This is a genomic window from Streptomyces sp. NPDC017890 (assembly GCF_044328675.1).
Taxonomy (GTDB): Bacteria; Actinomycetota; Actinomycetes; order Streptomycetales; family Streptomycetaceae; genus Streptomyces.
Window position 1 is genome coordinate 70,537 of the sequence record NZ_JBIRHU010000028.1, and the last position, 23,621, is coordinate 94,157.

General features: G+C 68.4%; 19 protein-coding genes. 10 read left to right on the top strand and 9 right to left on the bottom strand.

The window, feature by feature from the left end:
• Positions 1–207: 207 nt before the first annotated feature.
• Positions 208–1,338, bottom strand: a complete 1,131-nt coding sequence (dnaN, locus tag ACH4F2_RS30400; RefSeq protein ID WP_398135961.1) for a DNA polymerase III subunit beta — start codon at positions 1,336–1,338, stop codon at positions 208–210.
• A 1,006-nt stretch (positions 1,339–2,344) separates the two neighbouring features.
• Positions 2,345–4,270, bottom strand: coding sequence for a chromosomal replication initiator protein DnaA (gene dnaA, locus ACH4F2_RS30405; RefSeq protein ID WP_398135962.1), 1,926 nt, complete (start codon positions 4,268–4,270; stop codon positions 2,345–2,347).
• 376 nt (positions 4,271–4,646) lie between these two features.
• On the opposite strand from dnaA, the gene rpmH reads away from it, so the two are divergent.
• The 9 genes from rpmH (at position 4,647) to ACH4F2_RS30450 (ending at position 11,654) form a co-directional block, all read left to right on the top strand.
• Positions 4,647–4,784 (top strand): 50S ribosomal protein L34, encoded by a 138-nt coding sequence (rpmH, locus tag ACH4F2_RS30410; protein WP_003975051.1) that lies wholly within the window; start codon positions 4,647–4,649, stop codon positions 4,782–4,784.
• Positions 4,785–4,805: 21 nt separating this feature from the next.
• Positions 4,806–5,177: a ribonuclease P protein component gene (gene rnpA / locus ACH4F2_RS30415; RefSeq protein ID WP_398135963.1), complete on the top strand. Its 372-nt coding sequence runs from the start codon at positions 4,806–4,808 to the stop codon at positions 5,175–5,177.
• Complete coding sequence (gene yidD, locus ACH4F2_RS30420; RefSeq protein ID WP_398135964.1) at positions 5,174–5,548, top strand: membrane protein insertion efficiency factor YidD; 375 nt, start codon at positions 5,174–5,176, stop codon at positions 5,546–5,548. Before rnpA ends, yidD begins: the two co-directional genes overlap by 4 nt.
• Positions 5,549–5,551: 3 nt before the next feature.
• Entirely contained in the window at positions 5,552–6,838 is a 1,287-nt protein-coding gene (gene yidC, locus ACH4F2_RS30425; RefSeq protein ID WP_398135965.1) for a membrane protein insertase YidC, read from the top strand.
• A 15-nt stretch (positions 6,839–6,853) separates the two neighbouring features.
• Positions 6,854–7,366 (top strand): protein jag, encoded by a 513-nt coding sequence (locus ACH4F2_RS30430; RefSeq protein WP_398135966.1) that lies wholly within the window; start codon positions 6,854–6,856, stop codon positions 7,364–7,366.
• Between the two features lie 126 nt (positions 7,367–7,492).
• A complete protein-coding gene (gene rsmG / locus ACH4F2_RS30435) occupies positions 7,493–8,212 on the top strand; it encodes a 16S rRNA (guanine(527)-N(7))-methyltransferase RsmG (protein WP_398135967.1) in 720 nt (239 codons plus the stop codon).
• A gap of 312 nt (positions 8,213–8,524) precedes the next feature.
• Positions 8,525–9,598, top strand: coding sequence for a ParA family protein (locus ACH4F2_RS30440; RefSeq protein ID WP_398135980.1), 1,074 nt, complete (start codon positions 8,525–8,527; stop codon positions 9,596–9,598).
• Positions 9,595–10,707, top strand: a complete 1,113-nt coding sequence (locus tag ACH4F2_RS30445) for a ParB/RepB/Spo0J family partition protein (protein WP_398135968.1) — start codon at positions 9,595–9,597, stop codon at positions 10,705–10,707. Before ACH4F2_RS30440 ends, ACH4F2_RS30445 begins: the two co-directional genes overlap by 4 nt.
• A gap of 329 nt (positions 10,708–11,036) precedes the next feature.
• A complete protein-coding gene (locus ACH4F2_RS30450) occupies positions 11,037–11,654 on the top strand; it encodes a GNAT family N-acetyltransferase (RefSeq protein WP_398135969.1) in 618 nt (205 codons plus the stop codon).
• An 81-nt stretch (positions 11,655–11,735) separates the two neighbouring features.
• Here ACH4F2_RS30450 and trxA read toward each other — a convergent pair whose 3' ends face one another.
• The 7 genes from trxA to ACH4F2_RS30485 form a co-directional block, all read right to left on the bottom strand.
• Positions 11,736–12,068 carry a thioredoxin gene (gene trxA, locus ACH4F2_RS30455; RefSeq protein ID WP_398135970.1) on the bottom strand — a complete coding sequence of 111 codons (333 nt, stop codon included), beginning with the start codon at positions 12,066–12,068 and terminating at the stop codon, positions 11,736–11,738.
• 40 nt (positions 12,069–12,108) lie between these two features.
• Positions 12,109–13,077 (bottom strand): thioredoxin-disulfide reductase, encoded by a 969-nt coding sequence (gene trxB, locus ACH4F2_RS30460; protein ID WP_398135971.1) that lies wholly within the window; start codon positions 13,075–13,077, stop codon positions 12,109–12,111.
• Positions 13,078–13,284: 207 nt separating this feature from the next.
• A complete protein-coding gene (locus ACH4F2_RS30465) occupies positions 13,285–14,187 on the bottom strand; it encodes an anti-sigma factor family protein (protein ID WP_398135981.1) in 903 nt (300 codons plus the stop codon).
• A 17-nt stretch (positions 14,188–14,204) separates the two neighbouring features.
• Positions 14,205–14,930, bottom strand: a complete 726-nt coding sequence (gene sigM, locus ACH4F2_RS30470; protein ID WP_398135972.1) for an RNA polymerase sigma factor SigM — start codon at positions 14,928–14,930, stop codon at positions 14,205–14,207.
• A gap of 31 nt (positions 14,931–14,961) precedes the next feature.
• Positions 14,962–16,677: a protein kinase family protein gene (locus tag ACH4F2_RS30475; protein WP_398135973.1), complete on the bottom strand. Its 1,716-nt coding sequence runs from the start codon at positions 16,675–16,677 to the stop codon at positions 14,962–14,964.
• Positions 16,678–16,817: 140 nt separating this feature from the next.
• Positions 16,818–19,250, bottom strand: a complete 2,433-nt coding sequence (gene murJ, locus ACH4F2_RS30480) for a murein biosynthesis integral membrane protein MurJ (RefSeq protein WP_398135974.1) — start codon at positions 19,248–19,250, stop codon at positions 16,818–16,820.
• A 44-nt stretch (positions 19,251–19,294) separates the two neighbouring features.
• Positions 19,295–21,721 (bottom strand): DUF6049 family protein, encoded by a 2,427-nt coding sequence (locus ACH4F2_RS30485; RefSeq protein ID WP_398135975.1) that lies wholly within the window; start codon positions 21,719–21,721, stop codon positions 19,295–19,297.
• A 225-nt stretch (positions 21,722–21,946) separates the two neighbouring features.
• Here ACH4F2_RS30485 and ACH4F2_RS30490 point away from each other — a divergent pair, with 225 nt between their 5' ends.
• Positions 21,947–23,410, top strand: a complete 1,464-nt coding sequence (locus ACH4F2_RS30490) for a CCA tRNA nucleotidyltransferase (protein ID WP_398135976.1) — start codon at positions 21,947–21,949, stop codon at positions 23,408–23,410.
• Positions 23,411–23,621 lie beyond the last annotated feature (211 nt).

Below are 23,621 nucleotides of genomic sequence, written 5' to 3' on the forward strand. Positions count from 1 at the left end.
AGTTGTGTTCCTTAGGTGTGCGAGGTGGCGGGACGGCACGTCCTGAACCGCCGGATGCGTGCCGCGGCACTTTCGTACCCACGTCCGAGCCTAAACCCGGACGCCCGTGCACAGCTGTGGGCGTACGCGCTCATACGTACGCCCTCACCTGCGGGTTTGCCCTCACCCTGTGGACAGCCGGCGCTCAAACTCGATGGTCTGAGCCGCTCAGCCGCTCAGCCGCACCGGCATGATCAGGTACTTGTACGCCTCGTCCGCCTCGGCGTCCACCGCGGGCTTGCCGCTGAGCAGCGCCGGCTTCGTGGACGTCGTGAAGGACAGCTGCGCCACCGGCGAGTCGATCGCGCTCAGGCCGTCCAGCAGGAACGTCGGGTTGAAGGCGATCGAGATGTCATCACCCTCCAGCTGGGCGTCGACCCTTTCCACAGCCTGTGCGTCGTCGCTGGAACCGGCCTCCAGGATGAGCACGCCCTGCTCGAAGCTGAGCCGGACCGGAGTGTTGCGCTCGGCGACCAGGGCCACGCGCTTGACGGCCTCCACGAAGGGGGCGGTCTCGATCACAGCCACGCTGTTGAACTCCGTCGGGAACAGCGTCTTGTACTTCGGGAGGTCGCCCTCCAGCAGACGCGTCGTCGTCCGGCGGCCCGCACCCTCGAAACCGATCAGGCCCTCGCCCGCGCCCGAGCCGGACAGCGCCAGGATCACCTGGTCACCGCTGGTCAGGGCCTTGGCGGTGTCCTGGAGCGTCTTGGCAGGCACCAGGGCGACCGCTGAGACCTCAGGGTTCTCCGGCTTCCACCGGAACTCGCGGACCGCGAAGCGGTAGCGGTCGGTGGAGGCCAGCGTCACCGAGTCGCCCTCGATCTCGATGCGCACACCGGTGAGGACGGGCAGCGTGTCGTCACGGCCGGCGGCGATGGCGACCTGCTGCACCGCCGAGGCGAACACCTCGCCGGGGACCGTGCCCGTGGCCTCCGGCATCTGCGGCAGCGCCGGGTACTCCTCCACCGGCAGGGTGTGGAGGGTGAACCGCGAGGAGCCGCAGACCACCGTCGCCCGTACACCGTCTGTGGAGATCTCCACCGGCCGGTTGGGGAGGGCGCGGGAGATGTCGGCGAGCAGACGGCCCGAGACCAGGACCGTGCCCTCCTCCTCGATCTCCGCCTCCACCGACACCCGCGCGGAGACCTCGTAGTCGAAGCTGGACAGGCTCAGCTGCCCCTCCTCGGCCTTCAGCAGCAGGCCCGCGAGTACCGGCGCCGGCGGACGGGCCGGGAGGCTGCGAGCCGCCCAGGCCACTGCCTCCGCGAGTACGTCGCGTTCCACCCGGATCTTCACTGTTGCCGCCTCCTGCTGTTGCCGGCGCTGCTCGCTCTGCCTGGCCCTCGTCGTCTGAGTCGGTGTCGTCGGTCCCCCTGAGGGGCAGAACACCGGGGACCAGTCTGACGCACCCCACTGACAGTAGGTGCCGTTCGGGGTCAAGTCGCGACGAGGGGCGGTCGGGCTCGAGAGAGCGAGTTGTGCACAGGACCCACTTCGAAACGGATTCCGCACTCTCTCTAGTCGCTAGTAGTAGTAGGGCCTGTGGATACCGTGGATAACCTCGTTTGCCCAGGTCAGAGCAGGAATTTTGTCCACCGGGCCTGTGGGCGGAGCCGGTGGACAACCGGGCGTATCTGTGGAGAACAGAAAGTTCTGCACACGCCGTACACAGGGGGAGGCGACTTCTCCCCAGAGCCGTCCCCAGGTTTACCCACGTTTCCCACAGCCCAACCAGGCACCTTGATGTGACGCCTTTCACTCGACGTGATGAGGGGGTGCGTCGGGTTGCCGAACAGTGGACAGGCATGTGGAGAAGCTGGGGATCGCTGGGGACAACCTGCCCCAGCCTGTGGGTTGCCGGTGGACAACTCGATGCACAGCCTGTGGACGGTTTCTTTGTCCACAGGCTGTGGAGATTGTTTGTCCACGAATCCACAGGGACCTGACCTGCCCTGATGATCTCTCAACAGCCTGGCCTGTGGACAGGATCGGGACAACTTCCCAGTCCCCAAGGTGTGGACGGAAAAAAGTCGCCGAATCTGTGGAGAGCGGCCGTAACCCGGCAAGGATTCGAACAGCCGGAGCCGGGGCGGGGCCCGGCCGGCCACCCCGCGCCAGCGCGGATCCGACCGAGACGGTCGCGGATACGGGTCGCGGATACGGTCCTGAGGGCACAGGGCACAGGGCACAGGGCACAGGGCACAGGGCACAGGGCACAGGGCACAGGGGCACACGGGCACACGGGCACGGAAAAGGCGCCCCAGGGGTGCCCGGGGCGCCTCGGTGGGCGGCGCGGTTGGCGTCAGCCGTTCTTGATGCGGTTGGTCAGCTCGGTGACCTGGTTGTAGATGGAGCGCCGCTCGGCCATCAGATTGCGGATCTTGCGGTCGGCGTGCATCACCGTGGTGTGGTCCCGGCCGCCGAACAGCGCGCCGATCTTCGGCAGGGACAGGTCCGTCAGCTCACGGCACAGGTACATGGCGATCTGCCGCGCCGTCACCAGCTGGCGGCCGCGTGAGCTGCCGCACAGGTCCTCCACCGTGAGGCCGAAGTAGTCGGCGGTCTCGCTCATGATGGCCGTCGAGGTGATCTCCGGCGTCGAGTCCTCCCCGCCGGGGATCAGGTCCTTGAGGACGATCTCCGTGAGGCCCAGGTCGACCGGCTGCCGGTTGAGCGACGCGAACGCCGTCACACGGATCAGCGCGCCCTCCAGTTCGCGGATGTTGCGCGAGATCCGGGAGGCGATGAACTCCAGTACCTCCGGCGGAGCGTTGAGCTGCTCCTGCACCGCCTTCTTGCGCAGGATCGCGATGCGGGTCTCCAGCTCGGGCGGCTGGACGTCGGTGATCAGGCCCCACTCGAAACGGTTCCGCAGCCGGTCCTCCAGCGTGACCAGCTGCTTGGGCGGCCGGTCGGAGGACAGGACGATCTGCTTGTTGGCGTTGTGGAGCGTGTTGAAGGTGTGGAAGAACTCCTCCTGCGTCGACTCCTTGTCCGCGAGGAACTGGATGTCGTCGACGAGCAGGATGTCCATCTCGCGGTAGCGCTTGCGGAAGCTGTCGCCCTTGCCGTCGCGGATGGAGTTGATGAACTCGTTGGTGAACTCCTCGGAGCTCACGTAGCGCACACGTGTGCCGGGGTAGAGGCTGCGGGCGTAGTGCCCGATGGCGTGCAGGAGGTGCGTCTTGCCGAGGCCCGACTCCCCGTAGATGAAAAGCGGGTTGTACGCCTTCGCGGGTGCTTCGGCGACGGCGACCGCGGCCGCGTGGGCGAAACGGTTGGAGGCCCCGATGACGAAGGTGTCGAAGAGGTACTTCGGGTTCAGTCGTGCGGTCGGCTCGCCCGGTCCGGTCGCCGGCGCGGGCTGCGCGGCCAGCGGGCCGGGGGCGCCGGTGGCGGGGCCGGGACCGACGGGGCCGCCGCGGTGGACGTGCCCGGAGCCGGACGGCGGCTCGGGCAGATCCCGGCGGGGGCCGCGCGGGTCGTAGTCGCCGCGGCCCTGTTCGTAGTCGTTGCGCTCGTAGTCACCGCGGGAGTCGCCGCGCTGGGCGTCGTACGGCGGGCGGTCCGGGGACTGCGGACGGTAGTCCTGTTGGCGGGGGTCCTGTTGGCGGGGGTCCTGCTGGTACGCGTCCTTGGGGTACGGGTCCTGGCCGTAGGACTCCTGCGGCGGCGACGCGTAGGGATCCCGTTCCGGGAAGCCGAGGCGCTGCTGCTGCCAGCCGTAGTCGTCCTGCTGTGCCGGGCGCGGCCAGGATCCGGGCTCGGGGCGCTGGTACTCCTGCGGGTAGGCGGGGCGGGCGGTGGGGAGCTGGTCGGCGCGGTGGCGGCCGTACCCGTCGTATCCCTCGTACTCGTCGCGTCCCTGGCCGGGGGCGGGGAGCTCGGGCTCCTCGTAGCGGGGCTGGGGGCGGGCGGGCGGCGCCGGCGGGGTGGGGCCGGCCGGTTCTCCCGCGGTGTCGTCGACGGTGATCGCGATACGGATGGGACGGCCGCATTCGCGGCTCAGCGTCTCGCTGACGATGGGGGCGAGACGGCCCTCCAGTACGCCCTTCGCGAATTCGTTCGGTACGGCGAGCAGGGCGGTGTCGGCGACCAGCGCGAGGGGCTGGCAGCGTCGGATCCAGTGCTCGTCCTTCGACTCGACACCCTGCCCGCGGCCCTCCCCGAGAAGTTGCTCCAGTACGCGTGGCCACACTGCGGCAAGATCGGCAGGTACGTCAGCCACAGGGCACGCTCTCTCACGAGTCCCTCGAAGGTGTGATTCGGGGACGGGTCGGGATGAAACTCGGGTGGGGCAGGGATAAGGGAACGAATCGGAGTCCAGCCACGGTAGTCAGCGCGGCCGGTAGGGTTCAAGTTGTTGTCCCCAGCCTGTGGACAAGTGTCTCCCGGTCACCGCTGGTTTGACCGAATGGCGCAGTCCCACGTACCGTAACCAGGTCGAGTTGTCGATGGCTGCTGCCGCCTGCCTCCGATGGGCACAGGTCACGTCCAAGGTGATCGAAAAGCGGTGCACTCGGGCGTAACGCGAGCTACTCGTGGGCGCACGGTGACAGCCAGGACGGCACCCCGCCAACCCCGATTCTTTCTGGAGCCCCCGAGTGAGCAAGCGCACCTTCCAGCCGAACAACCGTCGCCGCGCGAAGACCCACGGCTTTCGGCTGCGTATGCGGACCCGTGCCGGCCGCGCGATTCTCGCGACTCGCCGCAGCAAGGGTCGCGCCCGTCTGTCCGCCTGATCCCGGTCAGGTCATGACATCGTGCTGCCCACCGAGAACCGGCTGAGGCGGCGCGAGGACTTCGCGACCGCGGTACGACGAGGTCGCCGGGCCGGCCGCCCGGCCCTCGTCGTCCACCTTCGAAGCGGTGCCACGGACCCGCACGCGCCTGGGGAGAGCGCTCCCCCGACACGTGCGGGTTTCGTCGTGAGCAAAGCCGTGGGTGGTGCGGTGGTGCGCAACAAGGTGAAGCGCAGGTTTCGCCATCTGATGCGCGACCGGATCGACCTGTTGCCCCCCGGTAGCCTGGTAGTCGTACGAGCGCTGCCCGGTGCGGGTGACGCAGACCATGCACAGCTGGCCCGAGACCTGGATGCCGCCCTGGAGCGGCTGCTGGGAGGGGGCGCGCGATGAAGTACCCGCTGCTGGCTCTGATCAAGCTGTACCAGTGGACGATCAGTCCGCTGCTGGGGCCGGTGTGCAAGTACTACCCGTCGTGTTCCCACTACGGCTACACGGCCATCGACCGGCACGGTGCCATCAAGGGCACGGCGCTCACCGCTTGGCGCATCCTGCGGTGCAATCCGTGGTCGCTGGGCGGCGTGGACCATGTTCCGCCGCGTAAGCGACCGCGGTGGCACGAAATGCTGCGTGGCGCCTGGCGTGCACGCAAGGGCGGGCCCTCCGCCGCCGAACCGGCCACCGAGGGACAGACTGCTCCGACGAGTCCGTCCAGTCCTTCGAGCCCGGCCGCAGAGACCCAGCCCCATGCCCAAGGAGCATGATTAGTGGACACGATTGCCAGCCTCTTCAGCTTCATCACGACACCTGTCTCCTGGGTCATCGTCCAGTTCCACAGCGTGTACGGCGCCATTTTCGGCCCTGACACCGGATGGGCCTGGGGCCTGTCCATCGTGTCCCTGGTGATTCTGATCCGCATCTGCCTGATCCCGCTGTTCGTGAAGCAGATCAAGGCGACGCGCGGGATGCAGACGCTCCAGCCGGAGATGAAGAAGATCCAGGAGCGCTACAAGAACGACAAGCAGCGCCAGTCCGAAGAGATGATGAAGCTGTACAAGGAGACGGGTACCAACCCGCTCTCCTCGTGCCTTCCCATCCTGGCGCAGTCTCCGTTCTTCTTCGCCCTGTACCACGTGCTCAACAGCATCGCGTCGAACGACACCATCGGTGTGATCGACAAGGGTCTGCTGGAGAGTGCGCAGAAGGCTCACATCTTCGGAGCGCCGCTGGCCTCGAAGTTCACCGACGGTGCGTCCGCGGTGGAGGCTCTCGGATCCTCGCTGACGGACGTCCGGATCGTCACCGCGATCATGATCGTGCTGATGTCGGCGTCGCAGTTCTTCACCCAGCGACAGCTGATGACCAAGAACGTCGACACGACGGTGAAGACGCCGTTCATGCAGCAGCAGAAGATGCTGATGTACGTCTTCCCGGTCATGTTCGCCGTCTTCGGCATCAACTTCCCCGTCGGTGTTCTTGTCTACTGGCTGACCACCAACGTGTGGACCATGGGCCAGCAGATGTACGTCATCCGCAACAACCCGACGCCGGGTTCCAAGGCGCAGGCCTCCTACCTGGAGCGCCTGCAGAAGAGCGTCACCCACCACGGCAAGACGCGTGGACGTGGTGAGAAGGCCATCGTGAAGGCCATCGTCGCCAAGGGCCGGGACCGCAACGAGTTCGAGCGGAAGTTCATCAACGGTCTGAACAAGGCGGGCATGGCGGCCCAGGCCGACGGCACCGTGGTGAAGAACGACGCCGCCGTCGCTGCCCAGACCGATGACGGCACGACCGTGACCACTCCGGCCACTCCCAAGCGCCAGCAGCCCAAGCGGCAGAGCAAGTCTCAGCGCCAGTCCGCGAAGGTGGCAGGCGAGTCCGAGCCGAAAACCTCGCTGACCAAGTCGGACGAGCCGCAGGACGGCAAGCAGGGCGCCAAGCCTGCCGCCGGTGCCGGCAAACCGGCTCAGAAGTCCGGTGGCGGTGGCCGTAGCAAGGCCCAGTCCGGACAGCGCAAGGGCCCGCAGCGGCCCAAGTCCCCGTCGAAGAAGTAAGAAGGAGTCCATCCCGTGACGGAAGGCACCACCTCTGCCGCTGCCGAGGGTGCAGACACCCTGACTCGCCTCGAGAACGAGGGCGAGATCGCCGCGGACTACCTGGAGGGCCTGCTCGACATCGCCGACCTCGACGGCGACATCGACATGGACGTCGAGGCCGACCGTGCCTCTGTCTCGATCATCAGCGACTCGAACAGCCGTGACCTGCAGAAGCTGGTCGGCCGGGACGGCGAGGTGCTGGAGGCTCTTCAGGAGCTCACGCGCCTGGCCGTGCACCGGGAAACCGGCGACCGCAGCCGGCTGATGCTCGACATCGCGGGGTACCGGGCCGGGAAGCGGGCCGAGCTCTCCGAGCTGGGCGCCAAGGCTGCGGCCGAGGCCAGGAGCAGCGGCGAGCCCGTGCGGATGAAGCCGATGTCCCCGTTCGAGCGCAAGGTCGTGCACGACGCGGTCAAGGCCGCGGGTCTGCGCAGCGAGTCCGAGGGCGAGGAGCCGGAGCGCTTCGTCGTCGTGCTTCCCGCCTGATCGGTTCTCACGTTCTCCGGCCCCGTCTGTTGCGCAGGCGGGGCCGGATTTTGTCAGCCTGATAGTTCTGGTGGTTCTTGTAGCGGCGACTGGTGCGCCGGTGCCGTACGGAAGGACGGTCCCCCTGTGTCGGAGGCAGCGGAGCTTCCCCCTGTGCCCGAGCAGGCACGCGACGTTTTCGGTGATCGGTACGCGGACGCGGTCCGCTACGCGGAGCTGCTCGCCGAGGCGGGAGTGAAGCGTGGTCTGATCGGTCCACGTGAGGTTCCCCGCCTGTGGGAGCGCCACCTGCTGAACTGCGCGGTGCTCTCGGAGGTCGTGCCCGAGGGCGTGACGGTGTGCGATGTCGGCTCAGGGGCCGGCCTGCCGGGAATTCCGCTGGCGCTCGTCCGGGAGGATCTGAAGATCACGCTTCTGGAGCCACTGCTGCGGCGCACCACCTTCTTGACCGAAGTCGTGGAGCTGCTGGGCCTGGACCATGTCACGGTCGTGCGTGGCCGTGCTGAAGAGGTCATGGGCAAAATGCCGCCGGTGCATGTGGTGACGGCTCGTGCCGTCGCTCCTCTGGACCGTCTGGCCACGTGGGGGGTCCCGCTGCTGCGCCCCTACGGCGAGATGCTCGCTCTCAAGGGCGACACGGCGGAGGAGGAGCTGAAGGCTGCGGCTTCGGCGCTGAGCAAGCTGGGTGCGGTGGAGACGTCCATCCTGCATGTCGGCGAGGGGGTCGTGGACCCCATGTCCACAGTGGTGCGGGTCGAAGTCGGGGAGAGCCCGGGAGGTGTGCGCTTCGCCGCCAAGCGGGCCAAGGCAGCTCGGACGGGGCGGACGCGTCGGCGCCGAGGATAGGCGCACGGATGGCTGTGGTGGGCGTGGGCAGCACTGATGGGTGCTGATCCGACCTGATGGTCGGCAGTACTCCACACAAGCTGCCGGACCTACGCATGCCGGAGTGTCGCGACAGTTCGGCTTCGGCTGCTGTGCATCGTGTTTCACGTGAAACGTCGCTCACTGCTGCACGGCATCATCAGTCGCGGCCGCGCCGCGGCCGACCCCCGTGACCGAAAGCCTCTCGGGTCGCTCGGGGAGGGCATGGAATTGTCCACAGAGGTGGATTTCTCCACAGAACACCAGGCCTCACTGGTTCATGACCCCGAAGACATGGGAGGCTCTGTTCATTGCGAGCCTGAAGTCGAGGAGAGTGAATCCTTGCGGTCCGACGCCAATATCGCGGGACCGATGACCGATCCGGTCCCCGGTCCCCGTACCGAGTCGATGGGGGCGGATGTTTCACGTGAAACACCGCCTCCGATGGACGACACTCCGATCGGTCGTGCTGCCCAACTGGCGGTGGACGTTCTGGGGCGCGCCGGCGAGGGGTTGCCGCGGCCTGAGCGGACCCGGGTCATGGTGGTCGCCAATCAGAAGGGCGGTGTGGGCAAGACGACGACGACCGTCAACCTTGCCGCGTCACTCGCCCTGCACGGTGCCCGGGTCCTGGTCGTCGACCTCGACCCGCAGGGCAATGCCTCCACTGCGCTGGGAATCGACCACCACGCCGACGTCCCGTCCATCTACGACGTGCTGGTCGAGAGCAGGCCGCTCTCAGAGGTGGTCCAGCCGGTATCCGACGTCGAGGGCCTCTTCTGTGCCCCCGCCACGATCGATCTCGCCGGTGCGGAGATCGAGCTGGTCTCTCTGGTGGCGCGTGAGAGTCGGCTCCAGCGGGCGATCCAGGCGTACGAGCAGCCGCTGGACTACATCCTCATCGACTGCCCGCCCTCCCTCGGCCTGCTGACGGTCAACGCGCTCGTCGCGGGCCAGGAGGTGCTGATCCCGATCCAGTGCGAGTACTACGCGCTGGAGGGGCTGGGGCAGCTGCTGCGGAACGTTGACCTGGTCCGGGGGCACCTCAACCCCACGCTGCATGTGTCGACGATCCTGCTCACCATGTACGACGGCCGGACGCGGCTCGCGTCGCAGGTCGCGGACGAGGTGCGCAGTCACTTCGGTGGCGAGGTGCTGCGGACGAGTATTCCGCGCTCGGTTCGTATCTCCGAGGCCCCGAGTTACGGGCAGACGGTACTGACCTACGATCCAGGATCGAGTGGAGCTCTCTCCTATCTGGAGGCGGCACGCGAGATCGCGCTGAAGGGCGTAGGCGTCAGCTATGACGCGACGCACGCGCACATCGGCGCACAGAACGACCCGAACACGGTGGAGGGGATCCAGTGAGTGAGCGACGGAGGGGGCTGGGCCGAGGTCTGGGCGCACTGATCCCCAATGCCCCGACGGAGAAGTCGGTGGCTTCGGCGGCGTTGGGGAATGCGGCTCCCGCGTCCCAGGGGCCGATGCCCCTGCTGCAGAACGACCGCGGGGTGGCCGCGGCGAAGGTCGCCACGCTGCCGCCGGTTCCACGTGAAACAGAGGAGTCGGCGGCACACGGTGCGGCACCAGGCGGTGCGGACACGCTCAGGCCGCCCATGGGGGCGCACTTCGCGGAGGTCCCGCTCGACGCCATTACGCCGAACCCGAAGCAGCCGCGTAAGGACTTCGACGACGATGCGCTGGCCGAGCTCGTCACCTCCATCGGGGAGGTCGGTCTCCTCCAGCCGGTCGTCGTCCGGCAGACGGGGCCCGGACGCTACGAGCTCATCATGGGCGAGCGTCGTTTCCGGGCCTGCCGAGAGCTGGGGATGGATGCCATCCCGGCGATCGTGCGGGCGACGGAGGACGAGAAGCTCCTCCTGGACGCGCTGCTGGAGAACCTGCACCGGGCCCAACTGAACCCGCTGGAAGAGGCCTTCGCCTACGACCAGCTGCTGAAGGACTTCAACTGCACGCACGACCAGCTGGCGGACCGCATCGGCCGATCCCGCCCTCAGGTCTCCAACACGCTGCGTCTGCTGAAGCTGTCGCCGAAGGTTCAGAACCGGGTGGCCGCCGGAGTGCTCTCCGCCGGGCACGCGCGAGCACTGCTCTCCGTGGAGGACCCGGAGGAGCAGGACCGGCTGGCCCATCGGATCGTGGCCGAGGGACTTTCGGTGCGGTCCGTCGAAGAGATCGTCACCCTGATGGGTTCCCGGCCGCAGAAGGCGCAGCGCGCCAAGGGCCCGCGCGCCGGTGCCCTGGTCTCTCCGGCGCTCTCGGACTTGGCGACGCGGCTCTCGGATCGCTTCGAGACGCGGGTGAAGGTCGACCTGGGGCAGAAGAAGGGAAAGATCACCGTGGAGTTCGCTTCCATGGAGGACCTTGAGCGGATCCTCGGAAGCCTCGCTCCCGGCGAAGGGCCCGTGCTGCAGAAGGGCCTCCTGGACGGCGCGGCCGAGGATCTCGACTCCTGAGGCCAGGGCAGGGAGGAGCACGGGCGGTGCTTCAGCCTGCTGACGGGGCGGGTCGTGTCGGTGTGTACCGGAACACGGCCCGCCCTTTGCATTTCGTCGGTGTCGGGGTCATCGCATCCTGGATACGATGCGATCGGGACGGCGCAAGCACCTGGCAGTACTTCTGAGAGGAAGGCAGGGGCCATGCGAACAATGAGCCGCACCGGACTGGTGAGCGCGGGCTTGGGGCTGGGCGCGGTCGGTGGGTTCATCGGCAGCCTGCTCAGGGAACGGAGCGCTCTGACAGCCGCTCGCCACGCAGCGGGCGAAGGAAGCGAGGGAAAGCCTTCATGGGGCGCCGGCTCGTACCGCTCACGCTGGACAACCTTCAGGACCTTCCCCAGCGCTGTCGCTCGTGCGTCTTCTGGGAGCTGGACCCCGTCAGTGGTGAAGCCGCGGTAGAGGCGGGCACACCGGCCCTGGAGAAAGAGTCCTGGATCTCCGCCGTCCTGCTGGACTGGGGATCGTGCGGCCGGGTGGTCTACGTCGACGACGTGCCGGTGGGCTTCGTCCTCTATGCCCCACCGGCGTACGTACCGCGCTCGACTGCCTTTCCCACCAGTCCTGTCTCGCCCGATGCGGTGCAGTTGATGACAGCATTCGTGATGCCGGGCTATCAGGGGCAGGGACTGGGCCGGGTGATGGTCCAGACGGTCGCCAAGGATCTGCTGCGCCGGGGCTTCAAGGCGATCGAGGCGTTCGGGGATGCCCGCTGGAAGGAGCCCGCCTGTGTCCTGCCGGCGGACCACCTGCTGGCTGTGGGCTTCAAGACGGTCCGGCCTCATGCCAGCCATCCGCGGCTGCGACTGGACCTCCGTTCCACGCTGTCCTGGAAGGAAGACGTGGAGATGGCATTGGACCGTCTGCTCGGCGCCGTCCAGAAGGAACCCGCGCTGCGGCCGCTGTAGTGGCGCCGCAGTGCCGAGGACCGCTTCAAAGCGAATGGGCCGACCCATCCGGGTCGGCCCATTCGTGTTTCACGTGAAACGTCAGTCGGCGATGAAGTCCTCGAGGTCGCGGATGATCGCGGCCTTCGGCTTGGCACCGACGATGGTCTTGGCGACCTCGCCGCCCTGATAGACGTTCAGGGTCGGGATGGACATGACGCCGTACTTGGCGGCCGTACCCGGGTTCTCGTCGATGTTCAGCTTGACGACCTCGATCTTGTCACCGTACTCGGCGGCGATCGCTTCGAGGGACGGCGCGATCTGGCGGCACGGACCGCACCAGGCGGCCCAGAAGTCCACCAGGACGGGCTTGTCGCTCTTGAGGACGTCCTCGTCGAAGGAGGCGTCGGTCACCTTCTTCAGGGCTTCGGCCACGGCGGGCTCCTTAACTGGTTGGTGCGTGGGGTGGAAGGGGTCAGACAGCGGTCTTCTCGGGCTCGGCCTTGTCCTCGTCGGTGAGTGCTGCGAGGAAACGCTCGGAGTCGAGCGCGGCGGAGCAGCCGGTGCCGGCGGCGGTGATCGCCTGGCGGTAGGTGTGGTCGACCACGTCACCGGCGCCGAAGACACCGGTCAGGTTGGTGCGGGTCGACGGGGCGTCCACCTTCAGGTAGCCCTCCGGGTCCAGGTCGAGCTGGCCCTTGAAGAGCTCCGTGCGCGGGTCGTGGCCGATCGCGATGAACAGACCGGTCACCGCCAGGTCCGAGAGCTCGCCGGTCTTGACGTTGCGCAGCTTCAGACCCGACAGCTTCTGCTCGCCCTGGACTTCGGCGACCTCGCTGTCCCAGACGAACGAGATCTTGGGGTCGGCGAAGGCGCGCTCCTGCATCGCCTTGGAGGCACGCAGGGTGTCGCGGCGGTGGACGATCGTCACGGACTTGGCGAAGCGGGAGAGGAACGTGGCCTCCTCCATCGCAGTGTCACCGCCACCGATCACAGCGATGTCCTGGTCCTTGAAGAAGAAACCGTCGCAGGTCGCGCACCAGGAGACGCCGCGGCCGGAGAGTGCGTCCTCGTTCGGCAGACCGAGCTTGCGGTGCTGGGAACCCGTGGTGACGATGACGGCCTTGGCCCGGTGGACCGTGCCCGCCGTGTCGGTGACGGTCTTGATCTCACCGGTCAGGTCGACGGCGACGACGTCGTCCGGGATCAGCTCAGCACCGAAGCGCTCCGCCTGGGCACGCATGTTGTCCATGAGCTCGGGGCCCATGATGCCGTCCTGGAAGCCCGGGAAGTTCTCCACCTCGGTGGTGTTCATCAGCGCACCGCCCGCGGTGACGGCGCCCTCGAACACCAGCGGCTTCAGCGACGCGCGCGCGGTGTAGAGCGCCGCCGTGTAGCCGGCGGGCCCGGAGCCGATGATGATCACGTTTCGGACGTCGCTCACGGCTTCATTCCTCGTCTCTGGACTGCGTCTTCAGGGCGGGGTGGAGCTTCTCTCGGAGCTCTCACCCCACCCAACGGATCCTACGGGGCGCGCATTCCCGCTGTGTCCGGGCACACGGAGCGGAGTGCCCGGAGCGATGTGATGAGGAACGGATACCCGTGCTGAAGAGAAGCAGGTCTCAGTGCTGAAGAGGAACAGCCTCGGTGCTCAAGAACGCGCGTAGGACTGCTTCAGGAGGATCTTGGCCTTGCTGACAGCAGGCTGGTCCACACACGTCGACTCCACGATGTACGCGGTGACGCGGCTGTCGTTGGCGGCGTCGGGCAGCACGACGAGCAGTGCTTCTCTGCCCTTGTAGATGCCTTCCTCCGTGGCGAGTGCCGTGTCGTCGCGGCCGATGCCCTTCTGGATGCACTCGGGAACCGTCGGCTGCTTGAAGACACGGTTCTCAGCACCGGTCTCGGACTCCGTCCCGAAGCTGCGCGGTGTACGCGGCCCGCTCTGAGTGTCCTGCCCCTTGGCCATGAGATCGGTGACCTGCTCCTTGAGCTGTCCCTCGGAGAAGGTGTCCGCCAGCGCGGTCTGCTGCCCGTGGGCGGTGTCATCGGACGGGCTGTCCCCAGTAAGAGAGGAGACAATCACGGAGCCGAGCCCGAGGGCGGCAGCGGCGGCGACGGCGCCGAGGACGGCGATCCTGCGTCGCCCGCCTCGCCTGCGGTCCTTGCGGCCCGGCCCGGTGGACGAAGAGCGGGCGCGCCCGACGGGCCGGTCCGCCGATGGCGATGTTTCACGTGAAACAGGAGCGCTGTCCTTGCTGCCGGAGGCGGCGGGCGCCGCAGCGGCACGCTCGGGCTCCGAGGTCTGCGGTGCCGTGGTGCTCAGCATGGCCTCGGCTGCCAGGACGGCATTGATCCGGCCGACCACGTCGTCGGGCATCCGAGTCGGTCCCGGAAGCGTGCCGAGCAGCCCCTGGATCTCCTCCAGCGACGCGTAGACGTCCGCGCAGAGCACGCAGGTCTCCAGGTGCCGCCGTAGCTCGGTGGTCCGTGAAGGCGGGAGCAGGCCTTCGGTGAGGTCGGAGATCTCTGCGACGTCCGGGTGCCCGGTCATGTCTGTCGTCGACGACGTCACGCTCGTCCACCTCCGCCCTTCACTGCTGCTGAATCGCTCGGCCCTGCGTCCGACGGACCCGCACGGTGCGGTCCCGCTGCAGGTGGGACGGATGTCCCCTGCGCTCGGTTCCGCTCCGTGCCGGGCTTCCTGTCCTCGCCGCTGCCCTCGGGACGCAGGTGGGTGAGCAGCGGCAGGAGTCTGGCTCTGCCCCGGGCGCACCGGCTCTTGATCGTGCCGGTCGGCACATCGAGGATGCGGGCGGCCTCCGCGACGGGGTAGCCCTGCATGTCCACCAGGACCAGGGCCGCCCGCTGGTCGGTCGGCAGGGTGCCGAGGGCCTCCAGCAGCTGGCGATGCAGGTCGTTGCGCTCGGCGGGGGCCGAGGCCGACTCGTGCGGCTCCAGTAGCTGCTCCAGGCGCTCGGTGTCGTCGACGGGAGCCGTCTTCCGGGAGGCGGCCTTGCGGGCGCGGTCCAGGCAGGCGTTCACCGTGATCCGGTGCAGCCACGTGGTGACGGCTGCCTGCCCGCGGAAGGTGTGGGCGGCCCGGTAGGCGGAGACGAGGGCGTCCTGAACGGCGTCAGCGGCCTCCTCGCGGTCCCCCAGCGTCCGCAGGGCCACCGCCCAGAGGCGGTCACGGTGGCGGCGTACGAGCTCACCGAAGGCGTCGGGGTCCCCCTCGACGTGGCGGGTGAGGAGGTCCTGGTCGCCGACGTCGCCGTACGCGCTGTCCTCTGCCATCGGACCCCCTCCCCCTCAGGTGGGCGAGCTCTCAGCCCTTGAACGTCACATCGGTGATCGCCTGCTTGTACCCGGCGTCGCTGTACCCGTCACCCGAGGCGTAGGGCAGGGCCGTGAGCCACACCAGCACGTACTGCGTCTTCACCGGCTTGGACACCTTTACCGTGGCGGTGGTGCCACTCGTCGTGACCGTCCCGATCTTCTGCATCCCGTCGAGTGAAGACGGCTGCAGCGAGTCTGCGGCGTACAGGTCGACGGTCGTGTGATTGCCGCCGTAGTAGAGCCCTATGGCCGCCGTCGAGACCTCTTGTGCCGAGCCGAGGTCGTAGACGATGCCGACACCCGGCTTGAAAGGTGCGAGAGGCGGGCCTTCGAAGAAGGTGCTGGTGCGCCAGTACGTCGAGCTTTCACCGTCGTAGGTCTTGCCGACGTCCTCCGGGTGCTGGGCGCTTCCCTTGGCGACGAACTCCTGAGCTCCACCGATGGTGATCGGCTTGACCGGCTTGGGCTGCTCCGCGTTCTTGTCGTTTCCGTCGGTCGTCTGCGTCTGGTTCTGGTCGTCGGCCTTGCCGCCCCGCTCCATGATCGCGTCCGCGAGCTGCCAGCTGCCCAGGCCGAGCGCGGCGATGAGCAGGGCGGAGACGCTCCACTTGAGTGCCTTGCCGGTGCGGCTCTGCAGCGGGGGCGGCGGGGTCGGCACCGGTTGGGTGGCACGGGGGTGCGGCGCGGAGCGCCCGTAGGCACCCTGCTGGTAGGCCGTGCGCTGGTACTGGGGCGGGGCGGTGTACGCCGGCTCGGGAGGACGGATGCGGGGCATCTCGCCGATCGCCTTCACCAGTTCCTCCGGCGTGGTGCACGGGGACTCGTGGCGGGAGGCGGTGGCACCGTCGTTGGCGAGCGCCCGCATGGCGAGTTCGGAAAGGCCGCGGTGGACGCCCGCGCGCACCTGGTCCGGCGGGATGAGGCCGATGTCCTTGGGCAGGCCGGCCAGACCGTGGGCGTCGCTCTCGTACGGCCAACGCTGGGTGAGTGTGGCGTACAGGAGGGCGCCGATGGCCTCGGTGTCGGTGCGCTGAGGAGTTTCGGAACTGATGCCGCGCAGCGCGGCGTTGACGGCGAGGCCGCGGATCCGCCACTGGCCCGTCGACGTCCGCAGCACGGCGGTGGGGCTCAGGCGCAGATGCGCCAGGCCCTCGCGATGGGCGGCCGCCATGGCGGCCGAGACCTGGCTGACCATCTGATAGGCGTCGTACACCTCCAACGGGCCGGAGGCGAGGAGCGCGGTCAGCTCGGTGGCGTCGGGGAGCCACTCGTGCACGACGTAGACGATGTCGTTGTCCTCGACGGCGTCGAGGACCTGCACGAAGCGGGGGTCGCCGAGAAGGGCGGAGGAGCGTGCCGCGGCCAGCACGGACCGGGCGCGCGTGTGGTCCGCCGGAAGGATGTGGACCCCGACGGCGCGGCGGAGCTTCTCGTCGACGGCCCGCCAACTGCTGAAGCCGTCCAGACGGGTGACGCACTCCTCGAGGCGGTAGCGTCTGGCGAGCTTGTGCCCGCTGTGCAGTTCGGGAGGCGAGGCCTTGCCGGAATCCTCGCTCGTCGGGCTCCCCTGTGCCTCGTCGCTGTCCGTGTCCCGCTCCCGGTTGTTGGCCACCCCGTCGGCCGTGGACTGGTCCGCCTGTGCGGTCAGCGGCTCATCGCCGCCGTTGTCTGCCACGTCGACGGCAGCTGTGCTCCGTTCCGCCACCGTCGTTCCTGCCTCCCCATTCGATGCGCGCCGACCGGCTACCGATGCGCGCAGTCCGACGCCGAACCCAATTGTGCCCACAGTCCGCCGCTATGCACGACACACGGTGGCAGACGATGGTTGTGCGCCTACCCCGGGTCTCAGCGTCCCAGGCGTCCGCGCACCATGCCGACCAGTGAGTTGACTTCCTCGATGCGCATCCGGCGGGCGGCGACGAAGAAGACACCGAACAGGAGCACGCCGCCGGCCAGCAGCGCGGCGAAAGACCCCAGCACGCCCTGACCGAGCGCCCGGCTGATCGCGTAGCAGGCCGCACCGCTGAGCAGGGCGGCCGGGACGGACGCGATGCACAGCCGGGCGTACGTCCGCAGCACCCGGGCACCGTCCAGATCCCCGCCGAGCCGCTTGCGCAGCCTGCGCCAGGCGATGCCCACACCGGTCACGTAGGCCAGACCGTAGGCGGCGGCCATGCCGACGACGGCCCAGCGCGCGGGCAGCAGGAAGTAACACAGTGCCGAGGCAGCGGCGTTGACGACGGCCACGATGACGGTGTTGTAGAAGGGCGTGCGGGTGTCCTCGTAGGCGTAGAAGGCGCGCAGGACGACGTACTGCACGGAGTACGGGATGAGGCCGAGGCCGAAGGCCATCAGCATGTAACCCATGTTGGTGGCCTCGCTCGTTCCCGAGGAGCCGAACATGAGCGTGCACATCGGGATGCCGAGCGCGACGAAACCGAAGGAAACGGGAACGATGGCGACGGCCGTGGTGCGCAGACCCTGGGAGATGTCGTCCCGGACCGCGCCGCCGTCGTTCTCGGATGCCGAGCGGGAGATACGGGGCAGCAGGGCGGCCATCAGGGAGACGGTGATGATGGCCTGAGGCAGGCCCCAGATCAGCTGTGCGTTGGCGTAGGCGGCGAAGCCGGTGCCGTCGACGGGCGACGCCTTGCCGGCGGCCGTGGAGAGCTGGATGACGATCATGGCGCCCGCCTGGTTGGCGAGGACGAACAGGACCGTCCACTTGGCGAGGGTGACGGCCTTGCCGAGTCCGTGGCCCTTCCAGTCGAAGCGCGGCCGGATCCGGAAGCCCGTCTCCCGCAGGTACGGGATCATGGCCAGGGCCTGGACGATGAGGCCCAGCAGCACGCCGATGCCGAGCAGCCGCTCGCCCTCCGGCGGGATGCTCGTGACCGTCATCCCCGAGCTTTCCGCGGTGCCGTAGACCCAGATGAACATCCCCAGGGTCACGATGATGACGATGTTGTTGAGGACCGGAGTCCACATCATCGCGCCGAACCGGCCGCGGGCGTTGAGGATCTGCCCCATCACCACGTGGAGGCCCATGAAGAAGATCGAGGGCAGGAAGTAGCGGACGAACGTGATGCCCACCTCGTTCGCTGCCGGGTCACTGGCGACGGGGTTGGACAGCAGCCGGATCAGCAGCGGTGCGGCGAAGACAGTGATCACGGTGAGCACGCCGAGCGCCACCATGACGAGGGTCAGCAGGCGGTTGGCGTAGGCCTCACCGCCGTCGTCGTCCTCCTTCATGGCCCGCACGAGCTGCGGCACGAAGACCGAGTTGAGGCCGCCACCGACGGTCAGGATGTAGATCATGGTCGGCAGCTGGTAGGCGACCTGGAAGGTGTCGCCCAGCAGGCCGACGCCCAGCGCCGAGACGATCAGCGCCGAGCGGATGAAACCGGTCAGCCGGGACACCATCGTGCCCGCCGCCATCACGGCACTCGACTTCAGCAGGCTTCCCGCGCGCCCGCCCTTCTTGGGAGCGGCCGGCGTAGAAACGGGCTCGGGCTCCTGGAGGGGTGCCTCGGCCGCTTCCGGAGTGGGGGCCACCGCGTACTGGCCCGGCGCGGGCGCCGCGTGCTGCCCGGGCGTCGGAGCGGGGCCGTCGTACTGGCCGTGCGCCGGTGCGTTTCCGTAGGGGCCCGGGCCCTGGTGCCCGCCGTACTGCCCCGGCTCAGGAGCGTATCCGTACGGGGTGGGGACCTGGTTTCCGCCGTACTGTCCTGGTCCCGGTGTCCCGCCGTACTGCCCGGGTGCCGGAGCGGGGGCGGGCACGGACGCGTGATCGTCGTACGAGGGGTGGCCGCCACCCTGCTGCTGGTCGCGGAACAGGTGGGCGAAGGCGTCCGGCTCGTGGCGCTGGTCGCCGGCCTGGGTGACAAGGTCGTCCACGCCGACGAACTGGGTGGTCCGCGGGTCGTCGCCGTACGGCAGGTACTGAGTCGGGCCCTCGGGTTCGGGGGCCGGGGTCTGGGCCCAGACGCGCGGGTCGGGAGAGTAGGGCGACTGGTAGGGCTGGGAGTACAGCGGCTGCTGCGGCGGGTACGTGCCCGGCGGCGGCGGTGGGTGCGCGGCGCGGTCGTAGAGAGCCTCGGAGACCGGGTCCTGGGCGGAGAGGTCCTGGGCCCGGTAGGGATCCTGGTCGTAGGCGTCCTGGAGATACATGTCCGCGGGCGGCTGCGGCGGATTCTGGCCGGGGCCGGGCGGCAGACCCTCGGGGTGACCCGAGCCGTCCACGGTCCGACCGCGGTCACCGTCGTACGGCGCGTTCATGGTTACCCCACCTCATCGTCCCGGGCCGACCGGCCACGACATCCTCAACGGTCCACTCTCTCACCCGTGCCGGACGGGTCGGCGCTTTCCGCTGCGGTGTCCGGTGTCGGGTCACTCGGCTGCTCCGGGGCGTCTGCCCGGGGGTATGCGTCGGACTCCTCCGCCTCGGACTCCTTCTGGAGACGTTCGTCGGGGCCTTCCGGGTTCTCCGGACCGTCGTTCTCCGGACCGTCCTCGGGATCCCCGGGCTCCTCCGTCCCGTCGCCTTCGTCCTTCTCCGCCTTGCGGGCCGCGGCTCGCTTGCGCTGCGTGTACATCCGGAAGCCGGCGAGGACGAGCAGCAGGACACCACCGCCGATGACGAGCATCACGGTGGCGGTGATCTCGGTGACCTTCACGTCGAACGTGACGGGCTCGCCGTACTTTCGCCCGTCCATCGTGTACAGCTGGGCGATCACCGTGGCCCGGCCGTTGGCGTTGGCCGACGTGGTGAACTTCACCGACTGGCTGTGCCCGCCGGAGACCGAGATCGGCTGCTCTTCGTAGTCGGCGCCGTCGATCTCGAGGCGGGTCGGGTTCGTGGAGGTGAGCCGCAGGACCAGGGGTCCGACGTCCTGCACCAGGTTGTTCTGCACCGTCACGGGGATCGTGGCGCTGCGGCCGGAGAGCTTCGTCTCCGACTTGTCGATCAGTCTGACCCGGCCGGTCAGCCCGTCGAGGTACCGCTTCACGTCGGCGCGGAAGGACTCCGCCTCGTCGGCCCGGCCTCGCCATGACGCGGACATCTCCCGGTTCAGTGCGCGCCCGAAAGGCGTCACCACCCGGGACGGGTCCGACAGGACGACCTGGAAGTTGTCGAGCGTGTCCTGGGTCCGGGCGATCTGTACGAACGCCGACCGGGGCAGTTCCTTCCTGCGCAGCGCCGAGGGGTAGGAAGAGGCTCCCGGCACCTTCGTGGTGGCGTCCGGGTCCGGCTTGGCAGCGGCGGCCGCCGCCAGTTTCTGGGACTCCGACCAGGTGCCGCCCTGCAGTGCCCGCAGCGCGTCGGCCATCGCGCGTGCCTGGCTCCCGGAGAGCATGCGCTGCGGGGCGACGACGACGCTGCGCTGCTTGCCGGTCTGGAGGTTCAGGGCCAGGCTCTGAGCCAGGAACCGCTGCACCGCGAGTGTGGACGCGGACGCTGTCGTCAGGTCGCCCTCGAAGGCCTTGGACAGCCGGGCGTCCGTGACGACGGCTGTCGTGCCGCCACCGATGGGGCGTGCCGCGGAGGGCGTGTAGGGCAGACCGCTGGTTTCCTGGAGACTGTCGCTGCGGGTGATCACATTGTCGGCGCCCGCTGAGGTGGCGACCTTGACGATCGACCGGTCGACGGCTCCGTCCACGGGCCAGGCGAAGTCGGTGCTGGGCTTCACGTGGAGGATCGGCTCGACCGTGTTGTTGATGACGTCCGTGGCGCCCTTCAGCTGATTCAGCGAGCCGGTGACGTCCGTGCCGTTGTGGGCCAGGGACGCCAGGTCCGGGTCGGCGAAGGGCAGGGCGACGACCTCCTCGTCCGCCACCGCGTCCTGCAGCTCGGCGAGCCACTGCTTGGCGACCGCCTGGTGGGTGCCGACGACGGTCTTGTCGCCGTCCCGGACGCGGTAGCTGCCCGTCATGGCGTCGACGGAGGCCAGCAGGTCCGGGTCGACCACCCAAGTGATGTCGAGGTCCTTGCCCAGCGTCACCATCTGGTTCAGACGGCCCCCGGGGGAGATCTCCTTGGCCAGGTCGTCGTTGAGGAAGACCGGTGTCTGCTCCTCGTTCGGGCCCGTCTCGGCGGCCATGTGGGTGGTCGACACGAGCGGCCACAGCGCCGTCGTCCTCGTCCTGGGGGCGGCCTCGTCAGGCTGCCAGGGCAGGAAGGTCCGCTGGATGCCGAGGATCTGGTTCCACGGCTGCGAGGAGGTCTCCCCGGAGAGCGATACGGCGAATTCGTAGACGCCGTCCTCGCCGAGGTCCAGGTCGTCGACCGGTACGGAGATGTTGAAGTGCTCTGCGACGCCGGGAGTGAGCTTGGAGAACTTCTCGGTGTACTTGTCGTCGATCTCCGGGGCGATGGATCCCTGGAGATCGTCGCTGTCCTTGGCGATCGCGTCGACGGACGAGCGGGTGTTGACCTCGGGGCCCACACGCAGGCCTACATGGGCGTCGGTGACGGTCTGCTTGCCGTTGTTCGTCACGGTGCCCGACACGGTCACCGTGTCCCCGTCGGTGGGTGCGGAGGGAGTGAGCGAATCGACAGCGACGGCCACCGAACCCGAATCGGCGTCGGCCTTGGCGGCGGACTGCCCGTCGGCGTGTGCCGGGCCCGCGGCCGGCAGCTGGACCAGGCCGGCCACCAGTGGCGCTCCGGCGAGCAGTGCCGTGGTGCGCCGTAGCCACCGGCGGGCAGGTGAGGGACTGGTCCCCTGGAAGTCTGCCGCCTCGGCCACGCGCTCGCCCGTCCCTCGTCGTCGTCAGTGGTCGTCGGAATGTGCGTCCACGCATGGTAACGATGTGAGCCGAGGGGAAGTGCCGCGGAGTGCGCCACAAGATCCGCCACCAAACGGGGCCGCACCGTATGTGCGCCTATAAAGGGAGTGCTGGGGAAGTGGGGGATTCGTTGCGTGATCAATGGAGGCGCCGGTGTCCGCCCGGGCCACGTACCCTGTTCTGTTGTGCCGAACGCCAACGAAGTCAACCCCAGTGCCCTGAGCCAGGAGCAGGACCGCGCGGTGAGTGAACCGCTGCGGGTCGCCCCTGTCGCCGACGACCTCGCCCGCCGCTTCCAGGAGGCCGGGTTCTCTCTCGCCCTGGTCGGCGGCTCGGTCCGGGACGCGTTGCTCGGCCGGCTCGGCAACGACCTGGACTTCACGACCGACGCCCGCCCGCAGGACGTCCTGAAGATCGTTCGGCCATGGGCGGACGCCGTCTGGGAGGTCGGAATCGCCTTCGGCACGGTGGGTGCGCAGAAGGTCGCCCGTGACGGTGACACCGATCGAAGCTTTCAGATCGAGGTGACCACCTACCGGTCGGAGGCCTACGACCGGACCTCGCGCAAGCCAGAGGTGTCCTACGGCGACTCCATCGAGGAGGATCTCGTCCGACGGGACTTCACTGTGAACGCCATGGCCGTCGCGCTCCCGGAGAAGAAGTTCATCGATCCGCACGGCGGCCTCGACGACCTCGCGGCACGTGTGCTGCGTACTCCTGGCGCCCCCGAGGATTCCTTCTCGGATGATCCGCTGCGGATGATGCGGGCCGCGCGCTTCGCCGCGCAGCTCGACTTCGAGGTGGCCCCCGAGGTGGTCGCTGCCATGAAGGACATGGCCGGGCGCATCGACATCGTCTCGGCCGAGCGGGTCCGGGACGAGCTGAACAAGCTCGTTCTCTCCTCCCACCCCCGCGAGGGCCTGAGCCTGCTGGTGGAGACCGGCCTCGCCGAGCGGGTCCTGCCCGAACTGCCGGCGCTGCGCCTGGAGCGGGACGAGCATCACCGGCACAAGGACGTCTACGACCACACGCTCATCGTTTTGGAGCAGGCGATGGCCCTGGAGAACGAGGGTCCTGATCTGACCCTCCGCCTGGCCGCCCTGCTGCACGACATCGGCAAGCCGCGCACACGCCGCTTCGAGAAGGACGGCCGGGTCTCGTTCCACCACCATGAGGTGGTCGGGGCCAAGATGACGAAGAAGCGCATGACCGCGCTCAAGTACTCCAACGACCTGGTGAAGGACGTTTCGCGCTTGGTCGAGCTGCACCTGCGTTTCCATGGTTACGGCACGGGCGAGTGGACGGACTCCGCGGTCCGCCGGTATGTCCGGGACGCCGGCCCTCTGCTCGACCGGCTCCACAAGCTGACCCGTTCGGACTGCACGACCCGCAACAAACGCAAGGCCTCGGCGCTCTCGCGTGCGTATGACGGGCTGGAGGAGCGGATCGCACAGCTGCAGGAGCAGGAGGAGCTGGACGCGATCCGTCCGGACCTGGACGGCAACCAGATCATGGACATCCTCGGTATCCGCCCCGGACCGGCCGTCGGCCAGGCCTACAAGCATCTGCTGGAGCTTCGCCTGGAGAACGGGCCGATGGGGCACGAGGCGGCGGTGGCTGCGCTCAAGGAGTGGTGGACCGAGCAGTAAGCGTGAGTTACGGAAGGCGGGTCATGTTTCACGTGAAACATGGCCCGCTCTGACGAGGCGTGTGGATGGCGCCGGACAAGTGGCAGGGGCGGTGTTTCACGTGAAACACCGCCCCTGCCACTTGTGCACCGCGAGGCGCACACGGTGGTGTGGGCCCGCCCGGACAAATACCCCACGCCCCGCCCCCCCCGAAAAACCGGGGCGCCCCCCC

What these genes read in the sequence shown, in the direction of transcription:
- murJ (WP_398135974.1), bottom strand. Translation starts at nt 19,250, where the DNA reads ATGAACGCGCCGTACGACGGTGACCGCGGTCGGACCGTGGACGGCTCG.
- ACH4F2_RS30440 (WP_398135980.1), top strand. Translation starts at nt 8,525, where the DNA reads ATGGGAGGCTCTGTTCATTGCGAGCCTGAAGTCGAGGAGAGTGAATCC.
- ACH4F2_RS30450 (WP_398135969.1), top strand. Translation starts at nt 11,037, where the DNA reads ATGGGGCGCCGGCTCGTACCGCTCACGCTGGACAACCTTCAGGACCTT.
- sigM (WP_398135972.1), bottom strand. Translation starts at nt 14,930, where the DNA reads ATGGCAGAGGACAGCGCGTACGGCGACGTCGGCGACCAGGACCTCCTC.
- ACH4F2_RS30465 (WP_398135981.1), bottom strand. Translation starts at nt 14,187, where the DNA reads ATGACCGGGCACCCGGACGTCGCAGAGATCTCCGACCTCACCGAAGGC.
- yidD (WP_398135964.1), top strand. Translation starts at nt 5,174, where the DNA reads ATGAAGTACCCGCTGCTGGCTCTGATCAAGCTGTACCAGTGGACGATC.